We start from the raw sequence: 12,195 nt of genomic DNA on the forward strand, positions 1-12,195 counted from the left end.
AACTTATACGCTGACAACAAACTTATCATCTTTTATATCAACTGTCACTTGACTATAATCTTCAATTTGCCCTGCAATTAATTCTCTGGCAATTTTTGTTTCAATATATTTTTGAATAAACCTTTTTAAAGGGCGAGCTCCGTATACCGGATCAAATCCGGAGGCTGCAATATAATTTTTTGCTTCTTCTGTTAACGTTAACGAAATATGACGATCGGATAAACGCTTTTCAAGCTGAACCAATAGCTTATCAATAATCCCTTTTACTTCATGAACAGTTAGCGGTTTGAATAAAATCGTGTCGTCTACTCGATTTAAGAATTCTGGACGAAAATGCTGTCTTAATTGAGCCATCACTTGCTCTCTGGCTTTTTCAGTAATCTCGCCTTCACTTGTTAAACCGTCTAATAAAAATTGAGAACCGATATTCGACGTCATAATAATAACTGTATTTTTAAAATCAATGACTTTTCCTTTTGAATCTGTTGCTCTTCCATCATCTAGTATTTGAAGGAGCACATTAAATACTTCGGGATGGGCTTTTTCAATTTCATCTAACAAAACGACTGAATAAGGCTTGCGTCTCACCGCTTCCGTTAGCTGGCCGCCTTCTTCGTATCCTACATAGCCAGGAGGCGCTCCTATAAGCCTAGAGACCGCATGCTTTTCCATGTACTCAGACATATCAATACGAACCATTTGTTCTTCACTGTCAAATAAAGAATGTGCCAGCGTTTTGGCTAGCTCCGTTTTTCCTACTCCGGTAGGTCCTAGGAAAATAAATGACCCAATCGGACGGTTCGGGTCTTTAATGCCTGCCCGTGCGCGAATCACAGCATCCGTCACTAAGGATACAGCTTCATCTTGCCCAATCACACGCTGCTGTAAAATTGACTCAAGCTTCAACAGCTTTTCTCTTTCCCCTTCAACTAGTTTTGATACCGGAATTCCCGTCCATCTTCCTACAATTTCAGCAATTTCTTCTTCTGTTACTTCTTCTCTTAACAAACGGTTTTCTTGTGCTTTTTCAGCAGCTGTTTCTTCCAGCTGTTTTAGTTCTTTTTCAAGAGCTGGAATGCGTCCGTGGCGAAGTTCAGCTGCTTTATTTAAATCATATTTCCCTTCAGCTTCTTCTAGGTCTCGCTTCGCTTTTTCAAGCTGCTCCCGGACATCTTGCACCGTTTGAATCGACTGCTTTTCTTTTTCCCACTGCAGCTTCATTATATCTGCACGTTCTCTTAAATCAGAGACTTCTTTTCGAATTGCCTCTAACCTTGTGATGCTTGCTTGATCTGTTTCTTTACTTAATGCCGCTTCTTCAATTTCAAGCTGCATGACACGTCGTGTAACTTCATCTAATTCTGATGGCATCGAATCAATTTCTGTTCGAATAGTTGCGCATGCTTCATCAATTAAATCAATTGCTTTATCAGGTAAAAAGCGGTCTGAGATATAACGATCAGACATAACCGCTGCTGAAACAATCGCTCGGTCGTGAATATTCACCCCGTGATGAATTTCAAATCGTTCTTTTAAACCACGTAAAATAGAGATTGTATCTTCTACTGAAGGTTCTTCAACCAGCACCTGTTGAAAGCGTCTTTCAAGCGCTGGATCTTTTTCAATATACTGACGATACTCATCAAGAGTTGTAGCTCCTATACAGTGAAGTTCTCCTCTAGCAAGCATTGGTTTTAAAATATTCCCTGCATCCATCGCTCCATCCGTACGGCCTGCTCCAACGATTGTATGAAGCTCGTCAATGAATAAAAGAATTTGACCGTTGCTTTTCTTAACTTCTTGAAGAACAGCTTTTAAACGCTCTTCAAATTCTCCCCTGAATTTCGCTCCTGCTACTAAAGCTCCCATATCTAATGAAAAGATGGTTTTATCTTTTAATCCTTCAGGCACATCTCGGCGAACAATACGCTGTGCTAGACCTTCAACAATCGCTGTTTTACCAACGCCAGGTTCTCCGATCAAAACTGGATTGTTTTTTGTTTTTCGCGATAAAATGCGGATAACGCGGCGAATTTCTCCGTCTCGTCCAATGACTGGATCAATGTTGCCTGCTCGTACTTCTGCTACTAAGTCTCTTCCATATTTAGCTAACGCTTCATATGTGACTTCGGGATTTTGACTTGTAATTCGCTGATTTCCTCGAAGGCTGGTAAGCACATCTTGTAGAGCTTTTTTTGTTATACCTTGACTTGAAAATAACTTGCCATATTCACTAGAAGACGGTTCCTGTGCTAATGCTAAAAAGATGTGCTCAACTGAAACGTAATCATCTTGCAAACGAGATGCTTCTTCTTGAGCTTTAACAAACAGCTGCTGAAGTTTATTCGTAATATAAACCTTCCCTGCTTCAGCACCACTTCCTGTAACGGCTGGTTTTTTCGCAAGCAATTGATTTACCTGCTGCTGAAAAGATTGATGATCGATATGTAAATGATCTAGTATGCGAGGAGCAATACCATCTTGCTGATGAATGAGCGTATAAAGCAAATGAACAATATCTACTTCCTGCTGATTTCGTTTAATAGCTTCGGACTGCGCTTCCATCACGCCTTCTTGCAATTTTTGGGTCATTTTATTTATATCCATTGAACATCCTCCTTCGATACATTTGACCTTTATTGACCTTTATTTCATTATACCCAGCAATAGGAAAACAAGTAAAGCCATTCAATTTAGAATGGCTTCTTTATTTTTTACTATTTAAGGCTTACGCATGTACGTCCAGTGGCGATCATCGTTGGCCGTCTCTGGAAAACGCTCTCCTGCTTTTAATTTAACCTTTTGAGGATTATTTACGTTACTTCCTGTTTCACCAATTTCAATATACACTCCGTTATTAGGAGCTTTTTGACCCGGTGTGAAATGACGATTTTGTCCCATTGTCCTGCCTCCTCATTCCTGAAATGAAATGTTCTCCTATACTATTCCCTTAAGATTTCTGTTTCATAATGGAGATGTTTTCATATTAGGCAGAGAAAAAGAGCAGACCTTTAGATCCGCCCTTTTATATTAATGAGTAAATTTGATAGCTTGTTCGATTTCAGTTTCTCCAGCTAGCATTTCAAACGTTTTTCCTATCGTAGCTTCTTCGTTTAGACATTCTACAAGTACGGCTGCTACATCTGCTCGGGGAATCGTCTGAGATTTATCTTCAATATCATTATTGATATCAATTTTCCCAGTAGCTTGATCATTCGATAAAGTTCCTGGTCGTACAATTGTATACTGTAGATTAGACTGTTTTAAGTATTCATCCGCTATCGCTTTTGCACGCAGGTAAAGCTGTAAGCCTTCTGGTCCTTGTTCAGGTGCGTCTGTTCCCATTGAACTTAACATAACAAAGCGCTTTACACCTTGATTTTTTGCTTCATCAATGATATTTTTAGCGCCGTTTTGATCCACAGCGATTGTTTTTTCGTCTCCCGTATGTCCTCCAGACCCTGCTGCAAATATGACAGCGTCCATACCTCTTAAAGCATCTGAAACATCTTGCTCCAAGTCACCAAGCACAACGTTGGCACCCAGCTTCTTTAACGCGTCTGCTTGCTTTTCGTCGCGAATCATCGCATAAGCTTCGTGCTGCTTGCTGTTTGCAACTTTTTCTACCACTTGTTTTCCTGTTGTTCCGTTTGCTCCAACAACTAATACTTTCATCATAAATCACCTTTCGTTCTGTTTAGTATACAGTTGGTGTTCCCACAATTAATTCCCTTTAAACAAAAAACCCCTTCTGATATTCTCAGAAAGGGTTTTTCTCTTAAGCTAAAATGGCTTGCAGCAAAGCTTTTTGTACATGCATACGATTTCCAGCCTGCTGAAAAACAACAGAATTTGGTCCGTCAATAATGCTTGCTGTTACTTCTTCTTCACGATGCGCAGGCAAACAGTGCAGAAATAAATAGTCTGACTTAGCATAGGCAGCTAGTTCTTCATTTACTTGATAAGGAGCAAATATTTTCAAACGCTGCTGTGCTTCTTCTTCCTGTCCCATACTTGTCCATACGTCTGCATAAATAGCATCGGCATTTTTCACAGCCTCTACAGGATCTTTTGTAATCGTAACCTTCGCACCTGTTGTAGCAGCTATTTCATGAACATAAGCTGTGACAAAGTCTTTTGGCTCATATCCATCAGGGCATCCAATTGAAATATCTATTCCCATTTTTGCACAGGCAATCATTAACGAATGCGCTACATTATTTCCGTCTCCAACATAAGCTACTTTTAGCCCTTCAAATGATTTCTTGTGCTCGTAAATCGTTAATAAATCAGCTAGAGCCTGACAAGGATGATAATCATCTGTCAAACCATTAATAACGGGAATGGATGCGTAATCTGCAAGCTCTTCGATCTTGCTGTGTTCAAACGTACGAATCATTATAGCATCGATGAATTCAGATAGTACGCGTGCTGTATCAGCAATCGTTTCTCCGCGCCCAATCTGTAAATCCTGGCTGCTTAAAAAGAGGGCGTTTCCTCCAAGCTGCATCATTCCCGCTTCAAATGAGACTCTTGTTCTTGTTGAAGATTTTTCAAAAATGAGCCCCAGCGTTTTTCCTTTTAACGATGTTACGATTTCACCATTTTTATGCTTTTCTTTCAGCTCAATGGCGCTTTCCAAAAGTGACATAATATCGTCTGATGATAAATCTTTAAGTGTAAGCAAATCTTTTCCTTTTAAATTCGTATTTACCGATACTGTACTCATGATACTGTCACTTCCTTTTTAGTTTTTTGAAACCATTCTTGCAGTGATGAAACGTGATATTCATCGACTTGGAACGATTGGAAAAATAGCGAAGCCGTTTCTGCCTCCGTCATAACCATTAAACCGTGTTTTAATGCTGACATACGGCTTTCTTTATCTTCAGGCTGTAAACTTACATATAATAAAGCTTCTTTCGTTTTCACCCATTCACTAACTTCTTTATCTTTAACAAGAGTTAAGCCCGCGCTTTGCACAAGTTCTTCAAGGCCCTGCGCTTCTCCGTTGATATACACTTCTGCAGCACCTTTTTTACTTAACACATACTGATGGAATACTTTTTTTGCTGCTTCTTCAATCGTTGAAGAAATCGCAATTCCTTCACCAGTTGACTTCATTTCCGGTCCAACAAGTGGATCAACTCCTGATAATTTACTTGTCGAAAACACTGGAAACTTGATAGTTGTGTAAGCTGGATCCGGCAATAAACCTAGCTTTTCACTAATTTCCGACAATGATTTCCCAAGCAATATTTGAGTTGATAGCGAAACAAGCGGCGTGTTGCACACTTTGCTTACTACAGGGACTGTACGGCTGGCACGCGGATTAACTTCCAGCATGTAGACTTCATCGTTGTAAATAACATATTGGATATTCATAATCCCTTTATATTGAAGTTTGTTTACAATTTTTTGAGCGTAGCTCACCATTTTTTCTTTATGTGCTGCTTCTACTGTTTTTGCTGGTAAAAGCGCATAGCTGTCTCCTGAATGAACGCCGGCTTTTTCAATATGTTCAACGATTGTCGGAATCAACACATCTTTTCCGTCTGCTACCACATCAACTTCTGCTTCTTTTCCAGGGAAGTAAGCATCAATAAGCATTGGGAAATGAGACGCTTTAATAGCCGGTAAACAAGACTGAAGCTCCGTTTCGTTTTGAATTGTCAGCATTCCTTTTCCGCCAATCACGTAAGAAGGACGAATGAGTAATGGGAATCCCGTATCTTTTGCTTTTTGTACAAGTTCTTTCGCGTCTTTCGCCATTTCACCTGGAATATGAGGAATATCGCAGTCGTCTAAGAGCTTATAAAACAGGTCACGATCTTCAAGCGCATCAATGACATCATTTGTAATACCTAATAAATTAACACCAGCTTCTTCTAGACCTTTAACAAGCGAAATAGCCGTTTGACCTCCGTATTGAACAATTACATCTGTCACATTTTCAGCATCAAGAACATTTAATACGTCTTCTACTGTTACAGGTTCGAAATATAAGCGATCTGCTACTTCAAAATCCGTACTTACCGTTTCTGGATTATTGTTAATTAAAATCGTTTCGTATCCTTCTTTTTCAAGAGCTAGCACACCGTGTACAGAGCTGTAGTCGAACTCTACTCCTTGCCCGATACGAATTGGTCCAGAACCGATAATCGCAACTTTTTTATTCGTTGATGGTTCAATCTCACTTTCCCCGTAGTAACTAGAGTAGAAATAAGCTGTTGAAGATTCAAATTCCGCTGCACATGTATCCACCATTTTATAGCTTGGCGTAATATGTAGTGCTTTACGTTTCGCTCTTACGTCAAGCTCCGGCACATTCCATACGTTTGCTAGATACGCATCTGTAAAACCATGCTCCTTTACTTGTTTAAAGTGTTCAGCTGTAATCGAATCAAAACGCACTTCTTTTAAAGAGGCTTCCATTTTAATCAGCTGTGCAAAGTGTGTTAAATAGAAATAATCAATTTGTGTTACTTCATGGATATACTCAGGCGTTGTGCCTCGGCGTAAAAGCTCAAGGATAACAAAAATACGCTCATCGCTTTGTTCGCCCAGCTTGCTTTTTAATTCATCTGTTGAAAGTTCTTGCAGTTCTTCTACTTCTAATCCTTGTAAGTCAATTTCTAAAGAAGATAATGCCTTTTGGAAGCTACGTGTAAAGTTACGGTCAATAGCCATTACTTCTCCAGTTGCTTTCATTTGGGTGCCAAGCGTTCTTTCAGCGTAGAAAAACTTGTCAAACGGCCATCTTGGAAATTTCACTACTACATAGTCAAGAGCAGGTTCAAAGCTTGCATACGTGTCTCCCGTCACAGGATTTAATAACTCATGAAGCGTGTAGCCTACCGATAGCTTTGCAGCAATTTTAGCAATCGGATAGCCAGTTGCTTTTGATGCAAGAGCAGACGAACGGCTCACACGCGGATTTACTTCAATTAAATAGTACTGCTTGCTTTTTGGATCAAGCGCAAACTGAATGTTGCAACCGCCAATAATGCCAAGCGATGAAATAATTTTAACTGAAGCAGAGCGAAGCATTTGATATTCCACGTCTGTTAACGTTTGAGAAGGAGCAACGACTACCGAATCTCCAGTATGAACGCCTACGGGATCAATGTTTTCCATATTACAAATGGTGATGCACGTATTGTTTACGTCGCGCATAACCTCGTACTCAACCTCTTTAAATCCAGCGATGCTTTTTTCAATTAAGCATTGAGTAATAGCACTTTCACGTAAACCTGACGCTGAAAGCTTTTCAAGCTCTTCCATAGAATGAGCAATTCCTCCGCCCGTTCCGCCTAACGTATAAGCAGGACGTACAATAACAGGAAAACCAATTTTCTTGGCAAAAGCTAACGCTTCTTCTACTTTTGTAACAACTTCACTTTCCGGCACCGGTTCATTCAGTTCATTCATCAATGCGCGGAACTCTTCACGGCTTTCACCTTTTTTAATTGATTCAATCGGCGTTCCTAAAAGTTTCACATCATATTTTGGCAAAATGTTTTGTTCATGAAGCTCAAGGGCTAAGTTTAAACCCGTCTGTCCGCCTAATGTGGCTAACAAACCATCGGGCTTTTCTTTTGCAATAATTTTCTCTACGCAGTCTACTGTTAATGGTTCAAAATAGATTCGATCTGCTACGTGAGTGTCCGTCATAATTGTAGCTGGATTATTATTGATTAAGATAACTTCATAACCTTCTTCTTTTAATGACAAGCATGCCTGAGTTCCTGAATAATCAAATTCTGCTGCTTGCCCGATTACGATTGGTCCTGATCCGATTACTAAAATCTTTTTTAACGTTTGGTCTTTAGGCATATACTTTTCCGCTCCCTACTTGCTGTACTTTCGTCATAAATTCATCAAAGATATACGTGCTGTCACTTGGTCCAGGGTGTGCTTCTGGATGATATTGAACCGACATAACAGGAAGGTCTTTATGCATTAAACCTTCAACCGATCCGTCATTCACATTTTTAAATCGAACGTTTAATGGCGTAGACGTAATCGTCTGTTCATCTACGACATAGCTGTGATTTTGAGAAGTCATACACACTTTGTTAGTCGTTAAATCAATTACAGGCTGATTAGCTCCTCGGTGACCGAACGCCAGCTTTTTGGTTTGCGCCCCAAAAGCGAGCCCAATTAACTGATGTCCAAAGCAAATTCCCAAAGTTGGATACGATGAAATAATTTCTTTTAATTCATCCAGCTGACTGCTCACTTGAGTTGGATCTCCAGGTCCGTTTGATAAGACAATGCCATCCGGCTGCAGCTCTTTTACTTTTGAAGAGCTTGTAGAATAAGGAACAACTGTTACTTTGCACTCTCGATTTAACAGCTCTTGTAAAATTGATTTTTTATACCCAAAGTCCATTAATACAACGTGTTTTTCACCGTTTCCGTAAGTAACAGGCTCTTTTGTTGATACTTCTTTTACTACATATCCATCGCATTCAGCAGTAAATGCTGGCGATTCAGCAGATGTCGAAAAGGCAGATTGCATCGTACCTTCTTTTCGAATTCGTTTTACGACCGCTCTCGTATCCACATGTGTAATAAGCGGAATGTTCCATTTCTTTAAATATTGTTTAAAGCTGTACATCGCTTCGTAATGGAACCCTTCATCTGAACATTCGTATACGACAACGCCTGCTACGTGAGGCTTTTTGCTTTCATAATCTTTTTCATTGATACCATAGTTCCCAATCAAAGGGTACGTAAAGACGATAATTTGATCTTTGTAAGATGGATCAGTCACAACTTCTTGATAACCAGTCATTCCAGTAAAGAAAACAATTTCTCCTTTTGCCTGGTGCGTTGCTGTATGTTCAATGTGTCCGGCGAACGAATCGCCGTTTGCTAAGTGTAAATATCCGTTCATTGTGCATCCCTCTTCGAATAATTATTTATAAAACAGAATTTTTATACAAACATATTCAAAAAAATTTGTATTATGAAGTAATTTTTGTTTGGCTAAACGCTTCTTCAATGATATGAATCGCTTGGTCCAACTCTTTTTTTGTTACAGTTAAAGGCGGCAGCAATCGTACTACATGCGGTCCTGCTCCCAGTGCTAGCAATCCTTTTTCACGCATAGCTGCAAGCAATGCTGACTGATGTTCCCCGCATTCAATTCCAATCATAAAACCTTTTCCGCGAACATCGGTTACAAATGAATAAGCTGCTAAGCTATTTTTCAAAGCATTGGTAAAATAAAGGCTTTTTTCTGTAACCTCTGCCAAAAATGCTTCATTAAAAATAATGTTTAAGGTTGCTTTGGCTGAAGCTAGTGCAATTGGGTTTCCTCCAAAGGTTGTTCCGTGAGTACCAGGTCCAAATGCTTCTTTGAGATATCCTTTTCCAATCATCGCACCAACCGGCATTCCGCTTCCTAATCCTTTAGCTGCTGTAATAATATCTGGTGAAACGTTAAAATGCTGATAAGCAAATGGTTTTCCTGTTCTGCCGATTCCAGTTTGCACTTCATCGACTATAAACAGTGCTTCGTGCTTTTTACACAGCTCTTGAATGGTTAATAAAAATGCTTCGGTTCCTGGAACCACTCCGCCTTCTCCTTGAATGACTTCAACCATAATGGCTGCTACGCTGTCGTCCACTTCTTGTTTTAATGCTTCTTCATCATTGTATGGCACGTAAACAAACTCATTAACAAGAGGACCGAAGCCATCATGAATTTTTGCCTGCCCTGTAGCTGTCATTGTAGCAAATGTACGTCCATGAAATGATTTTGTAAACGTAATAATTTTGTGTTTTTGTGTGTACTTGCGCGCTAATTTAATCGCCGCTTCGTTGGCTTCTGCACCGCTGTTACAGAAAAATACTGCATCACCGTTTGAGTGTTCCACAAGCTTACCTGCTACGTCTTCTTGAATCGATTGATGAAATAAATTTGACACGTGCCACACTTTATTTAACTGCTCTTCGACCGCTTTTTGAACATCAGGATGACGATGACCTACGTTACAAACAGCGATACCTGAAATAAAATCTAAATACTCATTTCCTTTGTTATCTATTAATTTTGTTCCTTGCGCCTCTTCCACATGGATATCAAACCGTTGATATGTTGGAAACAATGAACTCATCGCTATCTTCTCCACCTTTTCCACTATATTTAATTGCTGTACCAATCAGCTTCCCTTCCTTATCTAAAAATCCATCAGTTCCGCTAATAATATGAACTTCTTCAAGCAAAGGAGATAACGCATTTACCGCTGATGTTACTTTCGGAATCATTCCGCCATAAATTACTTTTTCTTCAATAAGTGCATCAATCTCTGACTTTGTAAGCTCAGGAAGCAATGCTCCATCCTTTAACACACCTTTTACATCCGTTACAAACATCAGCTTTTCAGCATTTACTGCTTGTGCAACGGCTCCGGCTGCCACGTCAGCATTAATATTATAGCTATTACCTTCTTCATCTGCTCCAATGGAAGAAACAACTGGAATATACTTACTGTCAGTTAGTTGTTTTAATAATGTATCGTTTACGCCTTTTACTTCTCCAACGTAACCTAGACGTTCCACATCAATTGCCTCTGCTTTAAGCAATAATCCATCAATTCCTGATAGTCCTACCGCTTTTAAGTTCGCTTTTTGTAGATCTTTTACAAGCTGCTTATTAACCTTGCCTGCTAATACCATCGTCACAACTTCTAATGCTTCTTTGGACGTTTTTCGAAGCCCATCTACAAATTCCGTTTCAATGTGAAGTTTGGTAAGCGTATCTTGAATATCAGGTCCGCCTCCGTGCACAACAATGATCTGATATCCATTTGCTTTTAGCTGCTGAATGCTTTCAAAAAAAGCGCTTGTTAACTGGTTGACAATGCTGCCTCCACATTTTACAACGACGATTTTTTCATTGCTCATTTCACTCTCTCCTTACGTTCGATAACTGGCATTGATTTTGACATAATCGTAAGTCAAATCGCAGCCCCACGCTTTGCCGATCCCACTTCCCTGCTGTAAGTCCACATAGACTTCGACCGTATCATTTTCTAAATAAGCCTTTGCTTCTTCTTCACTAAATGAAACAGGCTGACTGTTTTCTAACATCTGGATATTGCCTAACGAAACATTCACTGTTTCTGGATTAAGCGCTACTCCGCTGTATCCAACTGAACAAATAATTCGTCCCCAATTAGCATCGGCTCCATACATGGCCGTTTTCACTAGGTTCGAGCCCACAATTTGTTTAGCAATCACATTTGCTTCTTCGTTTGTATGAGCACCAGATACGTTTACTTCAATTAGTTTTGTTGCTCCTTCACCGTCGCGTGCAATTTGTTTGGCTAAATCTTCACACGTCAAGCGCAGTGCTTCATAAAACGAATTCCATTCAGGATGATCTGGTGTAAGCGACTGGTGATCAGCTTTTCCATTTGCTAAAACAACAACCATATCGTTGGTGGACGTATCACCATCCACTGTAATTTGATTAAAGCTTTTATTTGTAATAGAACTTAGCGCATCTTGTAGCACTGAAGCTTCAACCTTAGCATCTGTTGTGATAAAGCTAAGCATCGTAGCCATATTTGGGTGAATCATGCCTGATCCTTTCGCTGTGCCTCCAATGGTAACTACTTTGCCGTCAATTTTTGTTTCATAGCAAGCTGACTTCATCACTGTATCTGTTGTTAAAATAGCCGTTTGAAATTCTTCTGCTTTTTCTTTGTTCGATGAAGGACTTAATAACCCAATACCTTTAACAATTTTTTTCATATCTAGAAGCTCTCCAATTACGCCTGTAGAAGCTACCGCTACATGATGAGGTAGGATATTAAGCTTTTCTGCACATGTATTTCGCATTTGGTATGCATCTTTTAATCCTTGTTCTCCAGTACATGCATTTGCACATGCGCTGTTCACAACGATCGCTTGCAGCTTCTGCTCCACCGCTACACTTTCTTTTGTAACAGCTAAAGGCGCTGCTTGAAAGGCATTAAGCGTGTAAACAGCCGCGCAATTAGCTGGCACGTCGCTTACAATAACTCCTAAATCTTTTTTAGCATAACGTAAACCAGCGTGAACGCCATCTGCTGAAAACCCTAGCGGCGTTACAATTGTACCGTTCTCTATTTTCTTTATCTTTTCTTTCGTTTGTTTAACCGTAATCACTATACGTTCCCTCCTGCTTTTATCGTGATT

Annotated in this window: 9 protein-coding genes; all 9 read right to left on the reverse strand. The window is 39.7% G+C overall.

Annotation, left to right across the window (positions count from 1 at the left end; translation table 11 throughout):
* Positions 1-3: 3 nt before the first annotated feature.
* Complete coding sequence (gene clpB, locus ACFX4R_RS09645) at positions 4-2,607, reverse strand: ATP-dependent chaperone ClpB (protein WP_377569432.1); 2,604 nt, start codon at positions 2,605-2,607, stop codon at positions 4-6.
* A 114-nt stretch (positions 2,608-2,721) separates the two neighbouring features.
* Positions 2,722-2,901 carry a YjzC family protein gene (locus tag ACFX4R_RS09650; protein ID WP_013055394.1) on the reverse strand — a complete coding sequence of 60 codons (180 nt, stop codon included), beginning with the start codon at positions 2,899-2,901 and terminating at the stop codon, positions 2,722-2,724.
* A 129-nt stretch (positions 2,902-3,030) separates the two neighbouring features.
* Positions 3,031-3,675 carry an SDR family oxidoreductase gene (locus ACFX4R_RS09655; RefSeq protein ID WP_097824328.1) on the reverse strand — a complete coding sequence of 215 codons (645 nt, stop codon included), beginning with the start codon at positions 3,673-3,675 and terminating at the stop codon, positions 3,031-3,033.
* 103 nt (positions 3,676-3,778) lie between these two features.
* Positions 3,779-4,729 carry an ornithine carbamoyltransferase gene (argF, locus tag ACFX4R_RS09660; protein WP_013081737.1) on the reverse strand — a complete coding sequence of 317 codons (951 nt, stop codon included), beginning with the start codon at positions 4,727-4,729 and terminating at the stop codon, positions 3,779-3,781.
* Positions 4,726-7,836, reverse strand: coding sequence for a carbamoyl-phosphate synthase (glutamine-hydrolyzing) large subunit (locus ACFX4R_RS09665; RefSeq protein WP_237074505.1), 3,111 nt, complete (start codon positions 7,834-7,836; stop codon positions 4,726-4,728). The genes argF and ACFX4R_RS09665 overlap by 4 nt, the downstream gene beginning before the upstream one ends.
* Entirely contained in the window at positions 7,829-8,902 is a 1,074-nt protein-coding gene (locus ACFX4R_RS09670; protein ID WP_043980511.1) for a carbamoyl phosphate synthase small subunit, read from the reverse strand. Before ACFX4R_RS09670 ends, ACFX4R_RS09665 begins: the two co-directional genes overlap by 8 nt.
* A gap of 70 nt (positions 8,903-8,972) precedes the next feature.
* Positions 8,973-10,127 (reverse strand): acetylornithine transaminase, encoded by a 1,155-nt coding sequence (locus ACFX4R_RS09675; RefSeq protein WP_043980513.1) that lies wholly within the window; start codon positions 10,125-10,127, stop codon positions 8,973-8,975.
* Positions 10,093-10,917 carry an acetylglutamate kinase gene (argB, locus tag ACFX4R_RS09680; protein WP_165575567.1) on the reverse strand — a complete coding sequence of 275 codons (825 nt, stop codon included), beginning with the start codon at positions 10,915-10,917 and terminating at the stop codon, positions 10,093-10,095. The genes ACFX4R_RS09675 and argB overlap by 35 nt, the downstream gene beginning before the upstream one ends.
* A 12-nt stretch (positions 10,918-10,929) precedes the next feature.
* On the reverse strand, positions 10,930-12,165 hold the full coding sequence (argJ, locus tag ACFX4R_RS09685; RefSeq protein ID WP_162213615.1) for a bifunctional ornithine acetyltransferase/N-acetylglutamate synthase: 1,236 nt from the start codon (positions 12,163-12,165) through the stop codon (positions 10,930-10,932).
* Positions 12,166-12,195 lie beyond the last annotated feature (30 nt).

This window comes from Priestia sp. YIM B13490 (genome assembly GCF_042787735.1).
Lineage (GTDB): Bacteria > Bacillota > Bacilli > Bacillales > Bacillaceae_H > Priestia > Priestia megaterium.

What these genes read in the sequence shown, in the direction of transcription:
- clpB (WP_377569432.1), bottom strand. Translation starts at nt 2,607, where the DNA reads ATGGATATAAATAAAATGACCCAAAAATTGCAAGAAGGCGTGATGGAA.
- ACFX4R_RS09650 (WP_013055394.1), bottom strand. Translation starts at nt 2,901, where the DNA reads ATGGGACAAAATCGTCATTTCACACCGGGTCAAAAAGCTCCTAATAAC.
- ACFX4R_RS09655 (WP_097824328.1), bottom strand. Translation starts at nt 3,675, where the DNA reads ATGAAAGTATTAGTTGTTGGAGCAAACGGAACAACAGGAAAACAAGTG.
- argF (WP_013081737.1), bottom strand. Translation starts at nt 4,729, where the DNA reads ATGAGTACAGTATCGGTAAATACGAATTTAAAAGGAAAAGATTTGCTT.
- ACFX4R_RS09665 (WP_237074505.1), bottom strand. Translation starts at nt 7,836, where the DNA reads ATGCCTAAAGACCAAACGTTAAAAAAGATTTTAGTAATCGGATCAGGA.
- ACFX4R_RS09670 (WP_043980511.1), bottom strand. Translation starts at nt 8,902, where the DNA reads ATGAACGGATATTTACACTTAGCAAACGGCGATTCGTTCGCCGGACAC.
- ACFX4R_RS09675 (WP_043980513.1), bottom strand. Translation starts at nt 10,127, where the DNA reads ATGAGTTCATTGTTTCCAACATATCAACGGTTTGATATCCATGTGGAA.
- argB (WP_165575567.1), bottom strand. Translation starts at nt 10,917, where the DNA reads ATGAGCAATGAAAAAATCGTCGTTGTAAAATGTGGAGGCAGCATTGTC.